The organism is Pseudoalteromonas mucoides (genome assembly GCF_049257175.1).
GTDB lineage: Bacteria > Pseudomonadota > Gammaproteobacteria > Enterobacterales > Alteromonadaceae > Pseudoalteromonas.
On record NZ_JBMMUC010000001.1, the window covers coordinates 199,638 to 224,021 of the forward strand.

Genomic DNA, 24,384 nt, shown 5'->3' on the forward strand with positions numbered 1-24,384 from the left:
CGAGAATATTATTTACTGCTCAATAACGCATGATATTGCGCTGTTAACTTTACTTCTTCAAAGGCACCTTTTAATTCACTTACCATGGCTGGGTCCATATTGATATTAGCCGCTAAATATCCTGCCACCGCCAGTTCATCAATTGCATAAACAAAGCTGATTTTATCTGCATTAATAGCGAGTTGCTCACTCATTACACTCAGGTAATTTTCATCATCAATGATTAAATCTACTTTTTTTGCCAATAACAAGTGATATGATTTTTGAATGTCGCTAGTCAGTACAACTGAGAAGCCATATTTAGTTAGCACGTTATACGCTAGGTCATTGCGTTGTACTGCAACATTATATTGCTTAGCCTGCTCTAAGGTATTTATAACAATATCGTGGCGCTGAGTGAGCTTAACAAAACCTAACTTAAATTTAGCAACGATACCAATCCAATGAAATAGTGGCTCACGATCTTTAGTTCGGGCTAGGCTATATATAAGTGTATTTGGCACAGAAAGAGCCATTTTATAAGCGCGTGCCCATGGGTAAATTTCAATAGGGGCGTTAATATTGGCTTTATTTAAAATGAGTTTAACTATGTCGGTACTGTAGCCTGTAACGTCGTCGTTTATGCGGGTTTGATTCGGCGGGGATAACTCAGTAACAACCTTAACAGGAAGCTGAGCTAAGCAAAATGGCATAAATAAAAATAGCAATAAGTAAACAAAAGACCGCATGAAGTCTCCTAAAAGTTCATGTAGGTTTTGAGTATAGTAATAAAGCGAGAATTATGGAAAGTAGAATGCTTAAAACGATAAAAGGGCCTTGCGGCCCTTGGTGAAGTATCGTTCAAGTCAGATAGCTCTTTAACCCCTTAAAGGGCTATCCTATTGTTTTGCAACTAAGGCTCATCTCAAAGTTTCTAAGCTAGCGAGAGGAAAAAACCTGCAATTGCGGCGCTCATCAGGTTAGCCATAGATCCTGCTAACACTGCTCTGAGCCCTAAGCGTGCGATATCCTTTCGCCGACTAGGCGCCATACCGCCCAATCCACCTAGTAAAATGGCTATCGATGATAAGTTAGCAAACCCACATAACGCGAATGTGACAATCGCTTGTGTGTGCGCACTTAACGTATCGCGATAATTTATAAAGTCTAAGTAAGCAACAAACTCATTCACTACCAACTTTTGACCAATAAAACTGCCGGCTATAATTGCTTCACTCCACGGTACACCAAGTAACCAGGCAACCGGGGCAAATATATAACCTAAAATCTCTTGTAGTGTCAGTGTCGGGTAATCAAACCAGCCACCAATACCACCTAATAAACCGTTTAAAAGCGCGATTAAAGCAACGAATGCTAATAACATCGCACCTACATTGAGCGCTAAATGCATGCCGTTGGCGGCGCCCGATGCTGCTGCATCTATCACATTTACTGGCTTATCTTCATTATCTTCAAGATCAGCCAATGTGTCTTTTGGGGTTTCGGTCTCTGGCACAATCATCTTCGCCATTAAGAAACCACCCGGTGCAGCCATAAAGCTGGCAGCAATTAAATACTTAAGTTCTACACCAATGATAACGTAACCGGCCATTACAGAGCCTGCCACAGTGGCTAGGCCACCAACCATCACTGCAAACAACTCAGACTTGGTCATGGTTGCTATAAATGGTTTTACAATCAACGGTGCTTCAGTTTGACCAACAAAGATATTGGCGGTCGCTGAAAGCGATTCTGTACGCGATGTTTTTAACAGTTTTTGTAAACCACCGCCGAGGATTTTAATAATCCAATCCATAATGCCAATGTGGTAAAGCACTGCAACAAGCGCAGAGAAAAACACAATAACGGGCAAAACTTGTACCGCAAAAATAAATCCTAAGGTATCTTGGCTTGCAAGCGGGCCGAATAAAAACGATATTCCGTCATTTGCAAAACCAATTACCGACGATACCGCCTTTGACATGCTTACCAATGCGTTTTTACCTGCTTCGAAAAACAGCACAAACCCACCAATAATAAATTGCATAGCAAACGCAATACCAACCGTTCTTAAACTAATTGCTTTGCGGTTGGTTGAAGCCACAAAAGCAATGCCTAGCAGCACACACATGCCGACTAAGCTCATAAATGTTGTCATGTTTAGTTATTTCCCGTTGTTATTTTTGCAGTAAATATTTTATTTTACTTTTAATTATATCAATCGCAACACGATTCATGCCGCCACGTGTGACCACTAAATCAGCATTGTGCTTTGAGGGCTCAATAAACTGATAAAACATTGGTCTCACTGTCGCTTGATACTGTTCAACAACGGACTGTAATGTTCTGCCTCGTTGCTCCATATCACGTTGCATACGGCGCATCAGGCAAATATCAAGCGGTGTATCAATAAACACTTTGATATCAAATTCTTTATTTAGCGCTTTGTCGCTGAGCAGCAAAATACCTTCTACAATAATTATTTGAGCTGGCATAACAGGGCGTGTTTTATCACTGCGTGTATGCTGCGCATAATCATATGTTGGAACTTCGACTGCTTCTCCATTGCGTAATTTTGTTAGATGCTCACACATCAATTCATGTTCAAACGCATCAGGGTGGTCGTAGTTTGTTTGCGTACGATGGGCAAACGGTAGATGCGATTGGTCTTTGTAATACGCATCTTCTTCGATCACGGCGATAGCGCCTGGTTCAAGCTCATTAACCAATTCATTATAAATAGTTTGGCTAAAAAGAGATTTGCCCGACGCAGATGCGCCAGCAATGGCTATTATTGTTCGTGTCACTAAAGTTCTCATCCACACAGAAGGTATATATTGTTGGTAGATCACAATAGCAAAAAAGACACGAATAATCTCTCTTGCTTCGCTTTAAGATGTGAAATTTATAATGTTTAGGTTTTATGAAACAGGACTTATGTCCTGTACGGTAAAAAGCAACAACAGATAAAGTAGCTCTATTGGATAAACGAGGTGAGTATGGCAAGAGCAATTATATTGATGGCAGACAGCTTAGGCATAGGCGCAGCCCCCGACGCTGATAAGTTTGGTGATATCGGTGCGAATACATTTGCCCATCTGCTAAAAGCTTACTCAGAAGAAACTGGCGAAAAACTTTCTCTGCCTAACTTATCTTTATTAGGATTAGTTGATGCGTGTGAAGCGGCAGGTAATGAACCTTGCCTAGTTAGCGACCGCCAAACACCGATTGCGGCTTGGGGCTACGCTAAAGAGCTTTCAAGTGGCAAAGATACGCCATCAGGTCATTGGGAAATGGCTGGTGTGCCTGTGTTATTCGACTGGGGTTATTTTCCAAATACACAGCCTTGTTTTCCACAAGAATTTATTGACGAGTTAATTGCTCGTACGGGTATTCCTGGCATTTTAGGTAACTGCCATGCATCAGGAACCACCATTTTAGAACAGCTAGGTGAAGAGCACGTAAAAACAGGTATGCCAATCTGTTACACCTCAGCTGATAGCGTGTTTCAAATAGCCGCGCATGAACAAACTTTCGGTCTAGAAAAACTTTATCAGGTCTGCGAAATCACACGGGCGCTGCTTGATGAAATGAACATAGGACGAGTGATTGCGCGGCCATTTTTGGGTTCGACTAGTCAAGACTTTGCCAGAACGGGCAATCGTCGTGATTATTCAGTGTTACCGCCAGAGCCAACCTTGCTAGATAAGCTAGCAGAAGATGGCGGCGAAGTAATAAGCATTGGTAAAATTGCAGATATTTATGCACACCAAGGTATTACGCAAAAGCACAAAGCCCCAGGCTTACAAAACTTACTAGAAAAAACATCACAGGTGATGGCGTCAGCGCCAGATCATAGTTTGATATTTACAAACCTTGTTGATTTTGATGAAAAGTTTGGCCATCGTCGCAACCCTGTAGGGTATGCAAAAGCACTTAAAGAGTTTGATGATTATTTACCAACAATACTTAAGCAGCTTAAGCCAGACGACGTACTAATTATTACAGCGGATCACGGTTGTGATCCCACATTCCCGGGCAGTGAGCACACTCGTGAATATGTACCTGTACTTGCTTATCGAGCTGGGCTTGAAAATACCCCGCTTGGTGAACGTGCTAGCTTTGCAGACATAGGTCAAACACTTGCCCAGTGGTTTAACTTACCTGCACTTGACTATGGTGAAGGCTTTATAACAGAGCTAAAAGCACCAATTGTAAAAGGAAACGAATAATGAGTACTCCGCATATCGAAGCGAACAACGGTGATTTTGCCCAAACGGTATTAATGCCAGGTGATCCACTACGTGCGCAATATATTGCAGAAAACTTTCTTGATGACGCAGTTAAAGTAACTGGCGTTCGTAATATGTATGGCTTTACTGGAACCTACAAAGGTAAGCCTGTAAGTATTATGGGTTCTGGGATGGGTATTCCATCAATGTCAATTTATGCCCGTGAATTGATTGTTAGTTATGGCGTTAAAAACCTTATTCGTATTGGTACCTGTGGCGGTATTGGCAGCGATATTAAAATTCGTGACGTCATTTTTGCTCAAGGTGCCAGCACAGATTCAAACGTAAACCGTGCTCGCGTACGTGGCTATGACTTCTCTGCTATTGCAGACTTTGATCTACTTTTAAACGGCGTTAATGCGGCTAAAGAGCTTGGCATTAAAGCAAAGGTAGGTAATGTTTTTACCACTGACACTTTCTATCAAGCCGACAACACCTTTTATCAAGAGCTTGATAAATTAGGTATGTTAGCCGTTGATATGGAAACTGCAGGTTTATATGGTGTTGCAGCCGAATACGGCGCAAAAGCAATGGCGTTGTTTACAGTAAGTGACCACGTGATCACTGGCGAAGCAACACCGAGCGATGAACGTCAAAGCACCTTCAATGAAATGGTTAAAATTGCACTCGAATCTGTGTAATAAAACAATTTAAAAAGTTCCTTGGTAACGTATTCGCTTTGTTTGGAGACACGCCCAAATACAGTGAGACTAACCTCCCAAAGCCGCCTAGTAACCCTAGGCGGCTTTTTTTATGAAAAAAGCCGTCAGTTATCAGCCATCAGTTTTAAACAATTTACAGATTCTAGCTCATTAATTTACTGACAGTAATTAATGAGCTTTTATTGTGATCTGACCGCTGACCGCTGACCGCTGACCGCTGACCGCTGACCGCTGACCGCTGACCGCAAACTCGCAGCAAACATTGACACCTCTCATTACCTTTGCCACTGTTATATAAAGCAATAACTAAAGGGGAATGGCTGTGTCGAACTGGGTTGAAGCGAAGGTTAAAGATAGTGTTTGGTGGACTGATGCCTTATTTAGTTTAATTGTAAATGCTGATGTGGAGCCGTTTAAAGCGGGGCAGTTTACTAAGTTGTCGGTGATGATGGATGACAAGCGTATTGCCCGTGCTTACTCGTATGTAAACGCACCAAGCTCTCCCGATTTAGAGTTTTATCTAATTAACGTGGCAGATGGCTTATTATCACAACAATTAGCCAAGCTTAAACCTGGCGATAGTGTAATGATAGAGCGACGTGCCAGTGGCTTTTTCACTCTTGATGAAATACCCAAAAGCAAGCAATTATGGATGCTAAGTACCGGCACTGCAATTGGCCCCTATTTATCCATGCTTGAACAAGGCGATGTTTGGCAGCAGTTTGAAAAGGTCGTATTAGTACATGGCGTACGGTTAAATGCGGACCTCAGTTACCAAGCAAAAATTACGCGATTACAACAACAGTACCCACAATTACAGTATGTAAGTGTTGTGAGCCGTGAGCAGCCTATACAAGGGTTGCACGGACGAATAACAGAGCATATTGCCAATGAAACCTTATTTAACCATTGCCAGTTAGTTCCAACACATGACACAGCGCAGTTTATGGTTTGTGGTAACCCTGAAATGGTCAAAGACACCAGCGCTATTTTAATTGATAAAGGCTACAGCCGTAACCGGCGTAGAGATCCTGGACAAATAACTGTAGAACAATATTGGTAAATACGTTAATCGGGGGATAAAACTATCCCCTAAGCGTATTTTTTGCTATTTTAGCGGTTCTTAAATTACTCGGAAACAGTATGAAATCGTTACTTTTTGCAGTTAGTTTACTTTTATCTTGGCAGCTAGTTTCGGCCGAGGCTGGGCAGAACAAAGAAGCTGAAAAGAAACAGCAAAGTAAGCAAACTCAAGCGGCATCGCCTGCGTCACAAGACAGTGTGGCGGTGATCACCTTAACGCCTGAAAAAACTGAGCAATCAGAGCCCACTGATATCGAGCCTACACAGCCTATTGTTGTTGATCCTAATAAAGACAATTTGATTGAAGTTGTAGATACCAGCAAGGTATTAGGTAACGAAGCAGCAAAACCAGCAGAGCTACCAAAAACACAGCAAGAGAAAGCGCAAGCTATAGCACAAGCTGATCAAGCGGTAGCGCAAGCCAAAGAAGCGCTCACGTTAAAACAGCAAGCTAAAGCAAAACAGTCGCGCGAGTCACTGGCAGTCATTGAGCAATTAATTAAAGCGTATAATGCCCGTAATATTGAAGCATTCGTTAAGATGTACGATGAAAATGTTGAGTTTTATGCTTTTCCTAATGAGTTGTTGTTCAAAGGCAAAGAAAAGCTTATCGCTCGGTACGGCATCATGTTTAAAAAGCTAAAATGTATTAAATCGTCCCCTATTAAGCGCATTGTCTATGGCAATATCGTGATTGATCATGAGCTATCAGAAACCTGTTCAACAGATAAAAGGGTCGTAGATAAACGAGCTGAATTTGTGTCGAGTTATGAAATTGAAAATGGCAAAATAACCAAAGTACTGTTTTTTAGATAAGATTATGAGGAGTAGCAATGCAGCTAAGTGACGATAAAAAACTTCATTTACTTTATCGTGTAGAGCCTGGCTGCCTTGGTCCTAATGGTGTGCAGATAATAGAAGCCTTTTGTGAATATGCAAATCAACAGCTTAGCGCACCGAGCTTTACCTACTACCACTTCACCCCACGGTTTGATAAGTCAAAGGCAGAGCGCCAATACAGCGTTAATTCAAAAATACTGTCAGAGCAACATGCGTATGCTTACCTAGCACACTTCAACACCAACAAAGATGAATTTGAAGAGCTACTCGACGAGCAGCTCACCCAAGCTATAGACAGCTTTTTAGAACGTTAACTTTCAGCTGCTAAGATAATATTAAAGCTCGTGTTGTCGTGTAAGCTGGCAAATGCACTTTCGTGTAACAGTTCATTGCGTAGGTTTGGTGAGTATTCGAGCGCCATTTTAATATCAGCAAGCGCATCAGCATGTTCATGTGTTAATGCATATGCACAAGCACGCTGCCAATAAGCATAGCCATAGTCACTATCGATATCTAAAGCTTGGTTACACAGCTCAATTGCTTGTTCTGTTTCATTTAGCTCTAGTAGTGCGTCGGCTTTATAAGCAATTGCCTCTACATCTTCTGGTTTGCGGTTTAAGATTTCATCAAAGATTTCAATTTTATTTGATACATCACTTTCTAAATTTGCCCGCATCCATAATGAATGAACTTCATTAGTGACAGAGATCTTCTCTTGGTTTTTTAGGATCTCCTCAGATCGTTCCCTTAGTTTTTCTTCAAAAGTGTTTAAACGCGCTTCATATTCGTTGGTGATCACGCTGACGCGGGTGTTAACAATATCTTCAACCTTATTTTTTACATCACGCAATGAGTTCCAACCCACTAATACTAAAATCGATGCTGTGGCTGTGATGATAAAAAATACGTTATTTATTGTGTCTGTAGTGTAGGTTAATGCTCTATCTGCAGTGTCTAATTGGGCATGGGTCACTTGCTTTGTGACATCTTCACGCAGTTTCTGCTGATCTTGACGAACGGCTTTTAGCTCATCGAGTATATAACGCTCCATAAGCGGTTTAAACATGGGCTCCTGCACTTGCGCTAACGCTTGCTCTTGTTGTTGCTCAGTCGGGGCTGGACGCGACTCTTGAGCACTCACATGGATTGAGCCTAACAGAACAAAAAAGAGTGTAACCAGTAAAAAATTTTGACGCATAGTGCTGCCTAGTAATTAGATTTTATTCAACATTAAATACAGTGCTGTATTCAATTAGTAGTGGAACTTTAACATGACTACAGGCGAGTAACTAGGCAAATAAAAGGCAAAAAAAACCAGCTCGGGGGAGAGCTGGTAAAACTGCTTAAACAACAAAAATGTCGTCAGGGGTATCAACAGGAGTAAGTGTGTACAATACCTAAGTTTACCTGAACAACTACTTAATATTTAAGGTGTTATAAAAAGTGTTTGTTAAAAAAAGAGCCAGATAGTTTTGACTAACCTAACTCGGCTTACAAACATCTACCTTTTGTTCCATGACTAGGGCGTGTTGACCTTTCGTGATTAAATCGCCCCTAGATTGAACAAATTTCAATCCACAACGGTCAACACGCCCTAACCACGTAAAATGTAAAAAAGTTGCGAATTATACCGATGAGGTAACGTTTTGGGTAGTGAATCAGAGGCTTTTAGCGATATAAATAGAAATAAAATTACAAGAGAAGAAAAACAATCTAATCGGACCAGTTAAAGCTAAAAAAAACCAAGTAACTAGCGTATGTTGACACAAAGGTCTATGTTTTGAGGTGGCAAATGCAAAGTAATACTGCGGTTTATTTAGATTTCGACAATGCATATTTATGTATAAAAAAACAATACAGCAAAGACCTCGCCGATCGCTTTATAAAGCAGCTCAGTCACTTTTTGTGTCGATTTCAAGGTACTAGGGAATACAGCTCAAAAAAAGCATATATTAATGATAATGCATTTTCAGACTATATAGAGCCCCTTATTTGCGCTGGATTTTCAATTACATCGTGCCGGCCAATAACATTGCAGGGTAAAACCGTGGCTGATACTGAAATAACGGTTGATATGACAACGGCAATATTTACAAATCCTAACCTCAACGAAATAATGATCATGAGCGATGATGCCGATTTTATACCTGCGCTCAGACTCGCTAAATCGAAAGGTAAAAAAGTAACCATTGTTAATTTTAGCCACGCAACAAAAAGGTACTTAGAATACGCAGATGAAATTATAAGCATTGAGCAGGTTTTAGAAGGTAACAAGCTTATTACTATGCCACCTAAAGCCCTCAAATCAAAAATACACAAAAATGTACCAGCACAAACAAATCATGAACTTGAAATCATTATTCAAGCTTATATGGCAAAAGGACTTCCATTACTGATCACCGATTTTTTGATGTGCAAAATAATTCCCGAGCATTTACTAGAAGACATAAGTCCAAAAGAACTAATAGCATCACTCAACATAGCACCTTATGTTTTATACAAAGGAATTATCTACGACCCTTCTGTGTATCAAATCATTTCTAAGGTTGTAACAATGAAAGCCTATAGCCCAAGGTTGATAAAACATACGCAACCAGATTGTATAGACTATCTAAATAAGCTTGAGAGCACTCACTCTACCCACTATAAACACCTCAAAGCTTGGCTACTAACTAAAGTTGATCCAGAGCGAGCTGTAAAAATAACTAAGTTGTTAAGTAAAGCAAACGCACCAATCTTTTTAAGAAGTTTAAGGTGGTTAGAGGACCCATTTGCAAAGCTACTTTGGCAAAGGCTACTGCCTTCAGGATACACGGTTAACAGTGGCTTTATTTACTGCCCCGAGAGATTTTATGTTAATGAAAATAAATGCTTACCTCGAGTAGATTTATTACCCGGCGCACTTTCGAAGTTAACAGCGCTACCAAGCTACCCCAAACGGGTTTACATACATATGTTTAATTTTTTAGCTGAGGGGGTTCAACGCTTTATAGTGTGTATTAATGCACTAAGTAATTTTGTAAAACAACGATTAAAAATGAAAGGGGCAAATTTCACCATGGCGCAAGTAAAGCATGTGGTTAATTTACTACAAAATTTAGGACACTACTTTTCAAATAATGATACACCAGATGTTTTTACAAAGATTATAGCGTCACACTGTAAAAACCAATACAGAGCTAAAAAATTGGTTTTAACAGCTCAAGAAAAAGATCAAGTAAAGCAGTGGCTACGAGTATAAAGTACAACAAAGGGAATGTTATTGTTTTAAACTAAAATTTTGATATTAAGCCCGTTTATAACGCTGAGTAGTACAAAACAGATGCAAGCGCAGGGCCGGAAATTAGCCTTAGCGTCTGGTCACCTCCCTAAAATCAAATGCCTTGATCGTATCTATAGATCGTCATCTATGACAGCAATCAGCCTTATCAGCGCAATGTCTCATAATCTCTTTGTGAATATTCGATAAAATCAGCGTTTATTAAAGCTTATTACTGAATAAAAAATGCAACGGGTACAGCCATTGTTAAGGGGTTACCTTTAACTTCCGTTGGCGGTATTGGCAAAGGCTCTGCGCGTTTTACTAAATCAATCACTTCTTTATCTAATGCTGCGATACCGCTTGCTTTAAAAAGTGAAACATCCATTACATTACCTTTTCTATCCATCGTGAAGGTTACCCACGGAACACCTTGCTGACGCTTTAATTTAGCCATTCTCGGGTAACGCTTTCTTTTCTCCAAATGAGCTTGCAGAATGCTTTGCCATAACTGCCTTGCTGTGCTTTCTTGTTCGCTCAACTTGCCTTTGGTTGGCCCAGAAGCAATTTCAGCTTGTCTAACAGGTAATGCAGCAGGCGCGCTGGTTTTTTCTATAAGTTGTTCACTATTTCCCTCTATGGGTGTGTCTTGAGAGACGGGCTCAGGCAGGGGTTTAGCTTCTGACTTTTTCTTAATTGGTTTTTCTTCAGGTTTACTCTTTATCGGTTTAGGCTTTTTATCAACAATGGTAAAGTCAGATTTACTTTCTACGATGGGTTTTACTTTCGGCTCAGCTAATTGGGTTTCGGGCTCTGCTGTTTGTCGTTTCGCAGGGGCTGATTCTTGTTGTTTTGGTCCCTCAGGAAGGGCCGTCGGTTCTGCTTTAGGTGCAGCAATAATGTTGATCTCAAAAACCTGGGGTGATGCTTGAGTAGGTATGCTGTTATTTTTTTGCGCTGGTAATAAAAAATAACTCGCAATGACACCGTGCAAAAATATTGCAATAATAATAGCCACTACAGCTTGCCACGATACCAAAGCGCGAGGTTGAATATCACTTCCTGCCAACATGCTCACGGTGTTACATCCGTTTCATGCGCTAAACCGACTAAAGCTACTTGGTTGTAACCTGCTTTCGTTAAATTATTCATTAGTGCTATAAACTGCCCATACTCAACTTTACTATCGGCACGGATCAAAATCTTTTGCTCAGTTTCAATGCCATGGATTTTTAGTTCTTGTGCTAGGTTTTGTAAGCTAATTTTATTGCTGTCACCAAGCACTAATGTTAAATCTTTTTGTAAAGTTAGATAAGTCGGATCGTCAGTTTTAGGTGTTGCAGGGGCTGCAACAGCAGGCAGTTTTACCGGTACACTCACAGTGGCAAGTGGCGCGGCTACCATAAAAATAATTAATAATACCAACATAACATCAATAAATGGAGTCACGTTAATTTCATGCTGTTCTTGTAGCTCATCATTTTGGTTGTTTTTAGAACTAAACCCCATGATTAAGACTCTTTTGCAGCTTTAGCAACTGCCTTTTTATTGTTAAGTAGATCAGCTAATGGTTTTGCTTGCGGGTGCGCTCTATCTAAATCGCGGCTTACTAGAATCATTATCGCGACAAGAATATCTGCTAATTGAGCTTTATAACTGGTGATAGAGCGAGAAAAATGGTTATACATAACAACAGCAGGAATCGCTGCTACTAAACCCAGCGCTGTCGCTAACAAAGCTTCAGCGATGCCAGGGGCTACCACTGCAAGGTTTGTTGTTTGCGTTTCTGCGATACCAATAAAGCTGTTCATGATGCCCCAAACCGTACCAAACAACCCGATAAATGGCGCGACTGAGCCAATGGTAGCAAGTAGCCCTGTACCTTGATTCATGTGTGTACTGAGTGAAGCTTGAACCCGTTCTAGCCGTGCAACAACCCGTTCTTTGAGTGCTTCATCCGTGGCTGGTCCTTTGGCGGTTAGTTTTAGCTCATGCTCGGTAGCTCTTAATAGTTGTAATGCATCACTTTTTTGCTGAACTAAGTTTTGATTAGCCTGAGCAAAACTTTCACTATGGACTAAATGTGCAAGTAACTTTTTTGCATCTCGTTTGGCTATTTTTAATTGCATCGATTTTAAAATGCACACAGCCCAGCAAACTAAAGAGGCCAAAAGTAGGCCTATCATGACACTTTTTACAACCACATCTGCGGCTCTATACATGCCCATAACAGATAAATCATGAGTATCAAGAGTCGCTTCGTTCATTTGAGGTGTTGTTACTTTATCATTTTGCGGTGTTGCTATCGTAAGCTCATTGGCAATGGCGTTTGCTTTACTATCTTGAGTGTTTTGTTTATCGATTGTATCAGCTGCAGAAGTGGGTTGCTCAGCGTGTACGGTTAAAAATAATGGCAAAACTCCGCCAAAAAATACGCACACAAGTAATGAGGCTTTTCTTAACATCTTATTTCCTAATTTTAAAATCATCATTAACGGTTGTAGTACCAGTTAATTATTGGCTCTATAACTAATGACGAACGACAATCAAAATCCAGTAAAGAATATTTAATTTTTTATAATTTAATTGATAAGAATATCGCAATTATATTGAATGATAATTAAAATCATTTATACTCGCCGAAAAGATGCTACAGGAATATTTAAATTTTGACTAGCCAAACAGCTAACTCAGTAGGTTTTAATACGCTATACCAGGAACATCATGAATGGCTTGTTCGCTGGATTGCTCGACGCACCTATAACAGAGATAACGCACAAGATATTGCTCAAGATACTTTTATACGTTTACTAAGTAAGCCCGCGGTGTATCACGAAATACGCAGCCCGCGAGCTTGGCTTACAAAAGTTGCAGGAAACCTAGTAACTGATGATATACGACGTAAAATATTAGAAGAAAACTATGTAGCGTATTTAGAAAGCATGCCTGAAACAGCTTATTTTTCCCCTGAAGAACAGTTTCAATTATTGAAGTTGTTAGAACAAATCGATAGCTTGCTTAGTAGTTTAAGATCAATTGAGAAAAAAGCATTTCTAATGGTTAGGTTGGATGGGTTGAGCTATAAGGAAGTTGCCAGTCAACTCGGTGTCAGCTTGTCGTCCATTGAAAAGTATATCGCCAAAGCGATGTTTGAGTGTTATACCCTCACTTATTCTGATTTAGAATAAGGATGGATATTAATCCCATGTACCAAGAGAAAAAAATACCTATTCCAGATCATATAGTAAAGCAAGCCATTGCGTGGCGCATTTGTTTAGAGTCAGGTAATGTTCAACCTAAAGAGCTAGACGACTATCAGCATTGGCGAAAAGCAGATCCTATGCATGAGTTAGCATGGCAGCGACTAGAAATGATGGAGTCGACTTTCACACAAGTTGGTGAACAAAACACGGGCATTGTGCACGCCACGTTAAATAGAACGGATCATGACATTCAAAGTATGAGCCGCCGCCAAGCATTAAAAAGGATTGCGGGTACCACCTTTGCATTAGCGAGTGTTAGTTGGTTGGCAGATAAGCAAGGCGCATGGCAGTACCTCAACGCTGACTTTGCAACAACACATCAACGAGAGTTATTTACCTTAGCTGATAATAGCCAACTTTGGTTAAACAATAACAGTACAGTTGAATTAGACTTTAATGATAATCATCAACAAATTCATCTAACTCAAGGAGAGATGCAGTATACAAGCTCAGGTGAATCTGGCCGATTACAGGTTAAATTAGCACACGGAACGTTAATAAGTGACAGCAAGCAATTTTTTGTGCGCCATGAAGCTGATCATGCTCTCGTTAAAGTAATGCAAGGCAGTATTCGGGTTAATAATCGCAATAATTTAGAGAATAATCGGATAATGCATGCAGGGGGGCTTTATAAAGTTACCGCCAAGTCTATCCAACCGTTAGATAATCATATATTTGATTACAGTAGCTGGACTGAAGGGCTACTTTTAGTGCGCAACATGCCTATTAAACATTTTATAGCTGAGCTATCACGATATCACCGTGGTTTTATAAAAAGTGCACAAAGCTTAGATGATTATTTAGTTTCTGGTGTTTTTCAACTGAATGACACCAACCTTATTTTAACTACCGTGGCGCGTTCTGCTCGTGCAAATGTGAATTATATGACCCGCTGGTGGGCACAAATCAGTCCATAATTAAAAAATATAAAATAATTATCATTTAAACTTACGGGGTTTCTATTTTTATACGGCATTACAGTATGCATTAAAGAAATAGGAAATTATTCATGCCCCGTGCAGCTCTAAATTTAGCCACCATTGTTACTTGTTTGCTAATCGCTACACCTAGTTTAAGTTTAGCCGAACAAGCTGCAACAGCTTCTCAATTACGAATGATCAAACTTGACCTACCTGCGGGTAAATTAGGGGATGTACTCACGTTATTTTCTCGTCAAGCCGGCGTTACCTTGTCATTCGAAGAACGCTCAGTTCGTGATTACTCAGTTGCAGCAATGATAGGGGAATTTACAGCAGCAACAGCCTTACAACTGTTATTAGAGAATACAGATTTACAAGCCTTGCCCATAAATAATAGCGCTTGGCTTGTACAACAAAAAAACCAGCAAGGTTTAATCACACTCAGTGCCATTAATGTGCAAAGCAGCCGTGTTGATTTAAAAGATCAAACATATACCGAAGCAGCCTCTGTAAATTTAATAACTCAGCAAGACATCCAACGCTTTCGAGGAACCAGTGTTGGTGATATTTTTCAGGGCACGCCGGGTGTATTGATCAGTGAAAACCGTAATTCAGGCGGACTTGATATTAATATTCGCGGTATGCAAGGCCAAGGCAGAGTACCTGTAGTGATTGATGGAAGCCGTCAAGAAACTACCGTTTATAGAGGATATTCGGGCGTTTCGAGTCGTAGCTACATCGATCCAGATTTAATCGGCTCTATAAAAATCAGTAAAGGTCCCGTCATGAGTGCCGACGGCACAGGGGCTACAGGTGGCTTAGTGAGCGTAAGTACATTAACCGCTGAAGATATCATTAAAGAAGGTGAATTAACGGGTTTTCGTGTTAGAGCTAGCGCCATAGGTAATAGTTCTAGCTCTCCTAAGCCAGGTACTTATGCAGGATACTATTTACCTCGTAACGCGTATCGCTCAGAGTGTCGGTTTTCAAGCTATTGCACCGATCAATTTATAATGCCAGCAAGCTTTGCACCGCAAGAGGGCATGGATAGGCCCGGTTTATTTGAGTTTGGTGGAAGCTATGCTGGTAGTTTTGCTGCGGCAAAGCATTTTACTTGGGGAGACCTTATTACGGCTTATGCCAAAAGAGAGCAAGGTAACTATTATGCAGGGAGTAACGGTCCAACTCCACAGATACTCTATGGTGAACCAGATAAGCTTGCTTGGTACACAGAAACAGCTGTCTCGATGCAAGGCGCGTCTCGGTTTCGCGCCAATGAGCGCATACCCAACACGAACTTTTCTAGCGAGTCATGGTTACTAAAAAGCAACATACTGTTACCTGACGATCAAAGTCTTGAAATGAGCTACATTCATTACAACAGTGCATACGGTGAAATGATGCCATCACAAATTCGCTCATTTGGACAAGCAAGGCAATGGCTTGATAGCGAAGTTACAAATCAAACGTATACCTTACGTTATCGCTGGCAGCCAATTAAATACGACTGGGCAGACTTTAAAGCGAACTTTTGGCATACCGATGCGCTTACCCACTTAAATACCCCTGGGGTTGGTTCTGTTGATATTGCCGATAATGTTGCTCGTAGTGATGATTATCAGCGATTTGGTACTGATATTAGTAATACCATGATGTTTTATTCTCTGGGTGAATTAGCGCTTAATTATGGTTTGGCCGCCCAGTATGAAGACATGGACACTGATACCCCTGAAACAGAGGGGTTTTATGTTGGCTCGCGAAGCGGGTGGCGCAAAGAGTTTAGTGCTTTTAGCGCAATTGATTGGCAATTCGCTAAAAAATGGACATTACAAGCGGGGCTGCGCTTTACTCATTTTTCATCTAAAGATAATAACCCGCTTTCTTTAACTACCAATGATCCTGCTTGTATACCTAATGGCTCTGATGGTTGTTTAGAAGTGCAATATGAAAATAGCCACTCCGGGACAGCGCCACTGGTAGCGCTTAAATGGCACGCATTTAAAGGGTTACAATTTTATATTCGTCATAGTGAAGCACTTCGCATGCCTAGCTTATTCGAAAGCACATCAGGGTGGTCAGTTAGCCCTGTTTTAGATATTCCTTTAGAGCCAGAGCATGCTACTAATCAAGAGCTGGGCTTAAATTACTTAAATGACTCGTTACTCAAAGATAACTACAAAATAGGCTTTAAACTCGCCTATTTTCAAAATCATGTAGATGATTATTTAACCCGTACTCAGCCCAATGCATGGGAGCAAAAACAAGGCGGTCTTGATTTTTTTAGAATGCGCAATATTGACAGCCTAGATCTAAATGGCTGGGAGTTAAACTTTAGTTATGACACTAAATATTGGCTAGCTGAATTAAGCGGTACTCACTATACCCATATAGAAGTGTGTAACGTTGGCAGTTATGTGCGTTACTACTGTAATGATTGGGGCCTTCCTGAGAGTTATATAAACAACATGATCCCTCCTAATTGGCATGCCAGTGCTCATGTAGGAGTTCGTTTATTTGAGCAGCGATTAGAAGCAGGGCTCAGAGCAACATTTATGGGGGAGCGGAATTCAATTCCTCGCTATAACGCCCCAACAGGGTTTAACGAACCCGTGCTTTGGCACAGCTATAACCTCTTAGATATTTATGCAAGCTACAAATTTAACGATAGCACAACACTCGACTTTACCATCGACAATGTCACCGATCGTTATTACCTCGATGCTTTGAGCTTAGGCTTAGTGCCTGCTCCAGGAAGAACAGCACGGCTGAGTTTAACCTTACAATTTTAACTGATAACCCTTATCAGACAGGAGAAAACAATGAAAAACATTTTTGGCGCAATTGCCATTGTTGGGCTTTCGCTTACTTTATCCGCTTGTGGCGGCGGCAGTGATAGTAATGCGCAAGAGCAACAAGAAACCCAACAGAAACCAACAGCGGTTATTGATTTACAGACACCTATTGATTCCACATTTTCGTTAGAAGATGGTGCTGTGCAAGTAAAACTTAATGCCGATGCCAGCACACACGAGCAAAGCACTAGCTTAACGTATAAATGGGAACTTATTGAAAGGCCAACTACAAGTAACGCGGATATCAGTAGCGACGATACCACAGCAACAGAGTTTACTGCCGACTTACCTGGCGAGTATGTTATCAGCTTGATTGTTAACGATGGAACTAACAATAGTGAAGCTGCGCGTTTAACATTAACGGCAACCAGCCCTTACCCTGTTGCGATTACTGAGCCAATCTATAGTGTTAGCTTAGGCACTGATAGTATAGGGTTAGATGGTAGTTTAAGTGTTACACCATCAGGAGGCACCGCAGCATTAGAATACCAGTGGTCGCTTATAGAAAAACCAATAGATAGCGCGGGTTATTTGAATAATGCAGATCAAAGTCAGAGTACGCTGTTTGTTGATGTAGCAGGGGAATATAAACTGCAATTGGTTGTCATTCATGACGGTATTGCCAGTGAGCCTGCTGATGTAGTGGTGAGTGTTTCCTCTGGTAATGCGCCGCCAGTCGCTAAAGCCGATGATATTACGATTATTTTAGGTGAAGAAGCCGTATTAGACGCTTCAACCAGCACAGATCCAGAGGGCGAGCAATTACAATATCGTTGGCAGTGGCTAAATTATAAGCCGACAACTCCAGATAATGTGCCATTACCAGAACTTAAAGGGGCTACAACTGCCACGGTAAGTTTTACTCCACAAGCTGTCGCAAGCTATAAATTGATGTTATTTGTATTTGATGGCACACGAAAAAGTGAAGAAAAAGAAGTCACTATTACAGTAGAGAAAAACCCAGAAGCGACAAAAAATGAAGCCCCTATCGGTGAGCTATCAGCAACGGGCTACTTTCCATCTTATAGTATTGGCGAACAAGAAGTTGGCTTACGCGCAGAATTTAACTTTACAGGTTATGATCCAGAAGGCGAAGCACTCCAAATTATAGAAGCCACGCTTGTAGATAAACCACAAGGCAGTGCTGCTGAGCTTGTTGATATTGGCTCATGGAAGCCAATGGGTAAAAAAATTCAAACCTTAGATGTTGCTGGCACTTATCTTGTACGTATGGTTGTGTCTGATGGTGAAAATCAAATTTCACTTGATGCCACGATGCAAGCAAAAGTAGGTAACGTTAATGGTCAGCCTTCAACAAGTGGTGTTAGTGCGCAATCAAAATCAGTATTGGTTGGTGATGCGTTAGTATTTGACGCCTCAAGTAGTGATCCTAATGATGATCCAATGACTTTTCATTGGGAACTCATTGATAGACCTGACGGAAGTAGCGCGACAATTGAAGCTGTGATTGAACCTGAAAGTCAAGAATATCGCCGTGCGAAAGTTATAACTGATATACCTGGCTCATATACTGCTCGTTTAATTGTAGAAGATGACCGTGGTTTATTCGCCAAGAGTTACTCGCAAGATAGCGGGCTAGCTAAATTATCGAACACCGCACCAGAAATTCGCTCTGTTGTATGGGCGCGTAATTGGGGACGCTTAAACCCAGGTGAAAATTACTATCAAATTCTACCGTGTATGTCGTTATTACATCGCCCCGTAACAGTTGATGCGGATGGTGATGAAGTATTCACCCATGAAGAACTTATCAGCACCCCACAAGATGGTGAGTTTACAAGCTACCCAAGTGATGGCGCGTGTGAAAATACCCGAGGCCAAGTATTTACTAAACCCGGTACATACACTTTCAGATATTCAGCAACCGATTTAATTGACGATGCACCACAGTATGACTTTGTAGTAAAAGTGGATCCGATTGCCGAGGCTAAAGGCGTTCGTCTACGCAGCTTAAATGATGAAGACGAAAGTTTATGGCAGCCATTACCATATGAAAATATTCCGCCATTTGCGAATGACTTTTATGCAAGCTCTAAGCCTTTCCTTGAAGAAGGCTTTGTTAGATGGTCAATAACAGCAGTTGATGCAGATTACACCATTGAAAACTTACAGGTACGTCATATCAATGGCGATTTAGAAAGTTTAACACCGCGTTTTGAAAACTTAAAAGATAAGCAAGTGATAGCAAAAGGCGCAGCCGTTGAATTTAAAACAATACTGCCGGCTGTACCTTGTATTCGTAATGAAGAAGCGTCTGAAGGCTTTCATTTTTCTTTCAATATTAAAGAAATACCTGAAATCACCTTTGTTTATGAAACATGGCGCACAGCAAGTAAATCGAGTTTATTTGATGAATGGACTGAATGCGAAGCTCAAGAGTGATCAAGTTTTAATTTAAGAGATAAAACCCAGAGTGAGCACTCTGGGTTTTTTATTAAAAATTCGAGTTATAACCTTGTAACCTTTAAGCCAATAGGTACACTAGAAAAAATTTACAAAAAATAAGCCAAGCTATGTCACCCGCCAAAATTCGCAATGATGTCATTAAATTGAGCGCATTAAGTGAGAAAAAGCCTGATTACTATTTTATCCAAGGCTATTTAATGGGGCTTGGTGCATTACCGCAAATATTGCCGCCAAGTGAATGGCAACCTGATTTATTTGGCGATATAAATTTTCAAGGTGAAGCCCAGTTCGCCTACCTTAACAGCTTAATGGCACTTTATAATCAAAGCATGACAAAAGTGATGCAAGAACAGCTAAAAATGCCCGCTAAGTGCAGTCTATCTAAGCAAGACTATCGTGAATCGCTAAAGCCAACAATGCCTCTACCAAACTACTGTAAAGGGGTTTTACAGTCGCTGAAACAGATAGATAAGCGCACGCTTGATAATGAACAAAAGTGTACATTGGATAACTTAAGCCGCGTCTTAACAGCATTTACCAGCGAAAAGGCAGCCCAAAAAGAGTTTGGTGAATTTGCCCAATATAATGCACAAGAGTACAAACGTAATTATAGCTATTTTATGTCAGACGCTATTTTTGCCTTACGGTTTAGCAATGACCTTAGCTTTACAGATGAAGACGAAGCCCAATTTAACGACAGCTTTTTAAACACAGATGAAGAGCCAGACGAATTTGATGAACTATTAGACTGCATACTTGCCGATAATGAACTAAAAGCCTTAGAGCCAATTAAGTTACTATTAGAGCTTATTGAAGGCGGCTTAATAACTCAGCAGTTTATTAAAGAAAATACCGGCCATTTTTGGCTGATGCACGAAACCCGCCCTTATATGTTACTACGTGCACATCGCGCATATATAAACGCCCAACACGGTTATTTTCAACAAGCGCAAACTGAGCTTGAAGAATTATTAGTGCTTAATCCGAATGATAATCAAGCTAACCGTTTCTTATTAATGAACTGTTTCATTATTAATAAACAGTGGCAGAAGTTAAATGCATTTTTAAAGGAATTTGATAGTAATGAGCTTCACGTAATTGCCAGCCTCGCACTGAGTGAATTTGCAAAAAATGGCGACTCTAAACTTGCTCATAGCTACAAAAAAGCCTTACAAAATCAAAATAAGCACTTTACAAAAATACTCACAGGGCAAGAAAAGTTCAAAGATCAGGCACCTTATTACAGCCCAGGCAGTAAAGAAGAAGTGAGTGTCTACCTTGACTCATTAGGTAAACAAGCTTGGATCTCCGTGCCAAGTAGTTTGTTTTGGTTACGAAAAAAAGAGAAATGAGAAGATAAAAAGCCACGGGATTCGAGCTGCTGGCTTAATATTCCACGTAGGAACGAGCTTTAGCAGTGATTGTTTTAAAACCAGTTTTACCACCGAGCTCACCGAAGCTGCGCTACACCGAGAAGAAAAGCAATGGGTTCGTGCTACCTGAAAATCCTAGCTCCTAGTCATTTCCCTAGAGCGAGCCTACTACCTTTTTGTTATACCTCTTCAGCGCAGCGCCTCATAACCTCTTTGTGAATAAATCACTAAAAGATCTATTTGCACAAAGAGAAGTGAATGAGGGTAAATGAGTAGTAAAAGCGACGGGTTTCGAGCTGCTGGCTTAACATTCCACGTAGGAAACGGCTTTAGCCGTGATTGTTTTAAAACCTATTTTACCACCGAGAACACAGAGGCTGCGCTACAACGAGAAGAAAAGCGACGAGCTGCGGAATAATCTTAGTATTTCCTTGTAGGTCGTCATTTATGGCGACAATGTCTAATGTTGAAAATTGACGCGCTAAAGCACGACCTACATTAGAGCACTTGTGTTTTTCCTCTTCAGCGCAGCGTCTCTTAACCTCTTTGTGAATAAATCACTAAAAGATCTATTTGCACAAAGAGAAGTGAATGAGAGTAAATGAGAAGACAAAAAGCTACGGGTTTCGAGCTGCTGGTGGCTTAATATTCCACGTAGGAACAAGCTTTAGCTGTGATTGTTTTAAACCAGTTTTACCACCGAGGGCACCGAGGCTGCGCTACACCGAGAAGAAAAGTTATGGCTTCGTGTTGTGGGCAACGAGCTGCGGAATAATCCTAGCTCCTAGTCACTTCCCTAGATCCTAGTACCCTTTTCTTTATACATCTTCAGCGCAGCGTCTCATAACCTCTTTGTGAATAAATCACTTAAAAACCAATTCGCACAAATAAAACTGATAGGTTATGATTATCCCTGCATTTTATTAATGGTTCCGTATTGTGGGAAATAATATTTTTCAAAAAATAATTAAATACTTGCAACAAAATAGCGATGTTGAGGTTGTTTGGTTATATGGCTCCCACGCCAAAGGTACGGCGCAACCCCATAGCGATATAGATCTTGCCATTGCTTTTAAAAACTTTGATTTAAGTTCATTGGATAAGCGGCTCAGGCCAAAAGAGCTCGAGCTTGAAATCAGCAATGCACTTAACTTGAACGAACAGCTTATTTCAATTGTTGATATAAATTTGATCCCAAGTTACCTTGCATTCAATGTAGTAGAATACGGACATGCCATTTTAGGCAAAAATAGTTTGAGAGCAATGAAAGAGCAGCAGCGTATTTATAGCCAATTTGAGTTTGAGACGATAGCGAGTAAGCATGACTGATACAGGAATATCACTTTATATTAGTGAAGTAACACGGCATATCGACGAATATATGCAAGAACTCAATGAATTAAGCCAAATAGAACAACTTAATAATAGAGACTATCGTGCAGCGGAGCGTTTGTTACAGTTGATGACAGAAGTCAGTATTGGTTTAGCAAAACATTGGCTTAAAAAACATAAAAGTAGTACCAGCAGTAACGCATATCAAACATTTAGTGAGTTAACGCAACTCGGTGCATTAACAGATACAGAGTTACTTTCATGGCGTAAAATAATTGGTTTGCGCAATGCTCTTGTGCATGATTATTTGAATATAGATCAAGACATAGTAAAAACGATTATCAAAAAACAACATTATGTAACTATGCATGAGTTTAGCTTACGGGCCATTGTCGAATTAGCCAATTAAAAATGAGAAGACAAAAGTCACGGGTTTTGAGCTACGGGCGATGGACTACGTGATAATCCTAGAACCTAGCGCCTTTTCAACCGTAGGAACAAGCTTTAGCTGTGATTGTTTTAAATCAGTTTTACCACCGAGGGCACAGAAGCGCTGCGCTACACAGAGAAGCAAAGTTACGGGATTCGAGCTGCTGGTGGCTTAATATTCCACGTAGGAACAAGCTTTAGCTGTGATTTTTAATGGCTCTATTCGAGGTTTTATCGCGTTGGCGATGGCAACCAAGGGGCGAATACCGCCGTCCGCCCCTTGGAACCCCACGGCGCCCCGAGGATCACACTATATCCTCAAGTTATAAATTGATGTGAACGTAAGCGCCGTGTATTCGCCGTCCATGGCGAAGTCACAGCTTAACTTGCATCCATGCAAGAGATTACTCATCAATTTAGAGCTTTCGGGTGTGATCACGGGGAATTGGAGCAGGCCTTAACATTATTTTTTAATACTAACCTGCTAAACGGGTTAAGGGCTTGTCTCTTTATGTTATTCTTAAGCCCTCATATGAAGGATTAATTAAATGATTTACCTCGACACAGCTGCCTCATATCCAATTTTACCTGAAGTAAAAAAGTCACTATTGGATGCATTTGAAAACTGCTTTGCAAATTCAGCTTCTAGTCACCTTTTAGGTGAATCTGCATTGGCCAAGGTTAATGAAGTACGAGAGTCCTTAGCTGATGAAATAGGCGCTTTTCCAAGTGAAATAGTGTTCACCAGTGGTGCAACTGAATCTAATAATATTGCATTTAAAAGTTTACTTTTAAATGACGAAAGCCTGTCGAGCAAAAAGCATATTGTGATCTCTTCAATTGAGCATAAATGTATTTTTGCTATCTGTGATTACTTTCAAAAGTTAGGGTATGAGGTTTCTCTTGTTGAACCTGATGTTAATGGTGTTATTACAGCAGAAAATGTTAAAGCAGTAATAAGAGAAGATACAGCCCTTGTGTCTATTATGCATGTAAACAACGAACTTGGCACAATTAATCCCATTACTGAAATTGGTGAACTTTGCTTTTCAAAAGGCATTATCTTTCATTCTGATGCAGCTCAAAGTTTCTGTAAAACTGACATTGACGTTGACGATATGAATATTGATGTAATGTCATTTTCTGCACATAAGGTTGGCGGGCCTAAAGGGATTGGCGCTGTTTATATTCGCGACCTTAGAAAACGTAATCTTCTACCTGTTATACATGGAGCAGGTCAAGAGGATGGGCTCAGAGGAGGAACTGTTGCAGCTCCCTTGATAATCGCTTTTGGTAAAGCAATCGAAGTATTTCAACACGCGTATAGCAACTTTGAAAATGGTGATCCTAAATCTTGCTTTTTGAAAAAGCTAAAAGAAAATGAAATCGACTATTCTATAAATGGTCAAGGTAATACCCTACCTCACATCCTTTCGCTATCTTTACCAAAAACTAATGTAAGTGTTTTAGTACGTGAAAATGAAGATACCTTGTGCCTTGCTCAAGGTTCAGCGTGTTCTTCGAAAGAGATTGAAGCTTCGCATGTTCTAACTGCATTAGGGTTAACTCGTGAACAAGCTGAACATACATTTAGAATTAGTTTTACCCACACAATTACAAATGCAGATATAGATTTTTTGGTATCAGCCATAAAAAAAGCGGCTTACTAAAGC

At 40.5% G+C, this 24,384-nt stretch carries 22 protein-coding genes; 15 read left to right on the forward strand and 7 right to left on the reverse strand.

The window, feature by feature from the left end:
• Positions 1–8: 8 nt before the first annotated feature.
• From AAEU30_RS00830 to udk, 3 genes are all read right to left on the reverse strand, one after another.
• Positions 9–728, reverse strand: coding sequence for a substrate-binding periplasmic protein (locus tag AAEU30_RS00830; protein ID WP_421958850.1), 720 nt, complete (start codon positions 726–728; stop codon positions 9–11).
• 185 nt (positions 729–913) lie between these two features.
• A complete protein-coding gene (locus AAEU30_RS00835) occupies positions 914–2,137 on the reverse strand; it encodes a NupC/NupG family nucleoside CNT transporter (protein WP_421958851.1) in 1,224 nt (407 codons plus the stop codon).
• 19 nt (positions 2,138–2,156) lie between these two features.
• A complete protein-coding gene (gene udk / locus AAEU30_RS00840; protein ID WP_421958852.1) occupies positions 2,157–2,786 on the reverse strand; it encodes a uridine kinase in 630 nt (209 codons plus the stop codon).
• Between the two features lie 192 nt (positions 2,787–2,978).
• On the opposite strand from udk, the gene AAEU30_RS00845 reads away from it, so the two are divergent.
• The 5 genes from AAEU30_RS00845 (at position 2,979) to AAEU30_RS00865 (ending at position 7,170) form a co-directional block, all read left to right on the forward strand.
• Entirely contained in the window at positions 2,979–4,211 is a 1,233-nt protein-coding gene (locus AAEU30_RS00845) for a phosphopentomutase (protein ID WP_421958853.1), read from the forward strand.
• On the forward strand, positions 4,211–4,912 hold the full coding sequence (gene deoD, locus AAEU30_RS00850; protein WP_421958854.1) for a purine-nucleoside phosphorylase: 702 nt from the start codon (positions 4,211–4,213) through the stop codon (positions 4,910–4,912). The genes AAEU30_RS00845 and deoD overlap by 1 nt, the downstream gene beginning before the upstream one ends.
• Positions 4,913–5,255: 343 nt before the next feature.
• Positions 5,256–5,996 (forward strand): ferredoxin--NADP reductase, encoded by a 741-nt coding sequence (locus AAEU30_RS00855; RefSeq protein ID WP_421958855.1) that lies wholly within the window; start codon positions 5,256–5,258, stop codon positions 5,994–5,996.
• An 80-nt stretch (positions 5,997–6,076) separates the two neighbouring features.
• On the forward strand, positions 6,077–6,832 hold the full coding sequence (locus tag AAEU30_RS00860; protein WP_421958856.1) for a nuclear transport factor 2 family protein: 756 nt from the start codon (positions 6,077–6,079) through the stop codon (positions 6,830–6,832).
• 17 nt (positions 6,833–6,849) lie between these two features.
• Positions 6,850–7,170, forward strand: a complete 321-nt coding sequence (locus AAEU30_RS00865; protein WP_421958857.1) for a hypothetical protein — start codon at positions 6,850–6,852, stop codon at positions 7,168–7,170.
• Here AAEU30_RS00865 and AAEU30_RS00870 read toward each other — a convergent pair.
• Entirely contained in the window at positions 7,167–8,054 is an 888-nt protein-coding gene (locus AAEU30_RS00870; protein ID WP_421958858.1) for a tetratricopeptide repeat protein, read from the reverse strand. The two genes, AAEU30_RS00865 and AAEU30_RS00870, sit on opposite strands and share 4 nt — an antisense overlap.
• A gap of 594 nt (positions 8,055–8,648) precedes the next feature.
• Here AAEU30_RS00870 and AAEU30_RS00875 point away from each other — a divergent pair.
• Positions 8,649–10,097 (forward strand): NYN domain-containing protein, encoded by a 1,449-nt coding sequence (locus AAEU30_RS00875; RefSeq protein WP_421958859.1) that lies wholly within the window; start codon positions 8,649–8,651, stop codon positions 10,095–10,097.
• Between the two features lie 250 nt (positions 10,098–10,347).
• On the opposite strand, the gene AAEU30_RS00880 is transcribed toward AAEU30_RS00875, so the two are convergent.
• From AAEU30_RS00880 to exbB, 3 genes are read right to left on the reverse strand one after another with little or no spacing between them, the layout of a single operon-like run.
• Positions 10,348–11,187, reverse strand: coding sequence for an energy transducer TonB family protein (locus tag AAEU30_RS00880; protein ID WP_421959034.1), 840 nt, complete (start codon positions 11,185–11,187; stop codon positions 10,348–10,350).
• Positions 11,188–11,189: 2 nt separating this feature from the next.
• Positions 11,190–11,624 carry a biopolymer transporter ExbD gene (locus AAEU30_RS00885; RefSeq protein WP_421958860.1) on the reverse strand — a complete coding sequence of 145 codons (435 nt, stop codon included), beginning with the start codon at positions 11,622–11,624 and terminating at the stop codon, positions 11,190–11,192.
• A 2-nt stretch (positions 11,625–11,626) separates the two neighbouring features.
• Entirely contained in the window at positions 11,627–12,580 is a 954-nt protein-coding gene (gene exbB / locus AAEU30_RS00890; protein ID WP_421958861.1) for a tonB-system energizer ExbB, read from the reverse strand.
• Positions 12,581–12,784: 204 nt separating this feature from the next.
• Between exbB and AAEU30_RS00895 the strand changes: the two genes are divergently transcribed.
• The 9 genes from AAEU30_RS00895 (at position 12,785) to AAEU30_RS00935 (ending at position 24,381) form a co-directional block, all read left to right on the forward strand.
• Positions 12,785–13,303 (forward strand): sigma-70 family RNA polymerase sigma factor, encoded by a 519-nt coding sequence (locus tag AAEU30_RS00895; RefSeq protein ID WP_421958862.1) that lies wholly within the window; start codon positions 12,785–12,787, stop codon positions 13,301–13,303.
• A 2-nt stretch (positions 13,304–13,305) separates the two neighbouring features.
• On the forward strand, positions 13,306–14,295 hold the full coding sequence (locus AAEU30_RS00900) for a DUF4880 domain-containing protein (protein ID WP_421958863.1): 990 nt from the start codon (positions 13,306–13,308) through the stop codon (positions 14,293–14,295).
• A gap of 92 nt (positions 14,296–14,387) precedes the next feature.
• On the forward strand, positions 14,388–17,087 hold the full coding sequence (locus tag AAEU30_RS00905) for a TonB-dependent receptor (protein ID WP_421958864.1): 2,700 nt from the start codon (positions 14,388–14,390) through the stop codon (positions 17,085–17,087).
• A gap of 30 nt (positions 17,088–17,117) precedes the next feature.
• Positions 17,118–19,553: a PKD domain-containing protein gene (locus tag AAEU30_RS00910; RefSeq protein ID WP_421958865.1), complete on the forward strand. Its 2,436-nt coding sequence runs from the start codon at positions 17,118–17,120 to the stop codon at positions 19,551–19,553.
• A gap of 131 nt (positions 19,554–19,684) precedes the next feature.
• Positions 19,685–20,929, forward strand: coding sequence for a UPF0149 family protein (locus tag AAEU30_RS00915; protein WP_421958866.1), 1,245 nt, complete (start codon positions 19,685–19,687; stop codon positions 20,927–20,929).
• 289 nt (positions 20,930–21,218) lie between these two features.
• Positions 21,219–21,368, forward strand: a complete 150-nt coding sequence (locus tag AAEU30_RS00920) for a hypothetical protein (protein WP_421958867.1) — start codon at positions 21,219–21,221, stop codon at positions 21,366–21,368.
• A 521-nt stretch (positions 21,369–21,889) separates the two neighbouring features.
• Positions 21,890–22,279, forward strand: coding sequence for a type VII toxin-antitoxin system MntA family adenylyltransferase antitoxin (gene mntA / locus AAEU30_RS00925; protein ID WP_421958868.1), 390 nt, complete (start codon positions 21,890–21,892; stop codon positions 22,277–22,279).
• Complete coding sequence (gene hepT, locus AAEU30_RS00930; RefSeq protein ID WP_421958869.1) at positions 22,272–22,691, forward strand: type VII toxin-antitoxin system HepT family RNase toxin; 420 nt, start codon at positions 22,272–22,274, stop codon at positions 22,689–22,691. Before mntA ends, hepT begins: the two co-directional genes overlap by 8 nt.
• Before the next feature lie 568 nt (positions 22,692–23,259).
• Positions 23,260–24,381 carry a cysteine desulfurase family protein gene (locus AAEU30_RS00935; protein ID WP_421958870.1) on the forward strand — a complete coding sequence of 374 codons (1,122 nt, stop codon included), beginning with the start codon at positions 23,260–23,262 and terminating at the stop codon, positions 24,379–24,381.
• Positions 24,382–24,384: the final 3 nt, after the last annotated feature.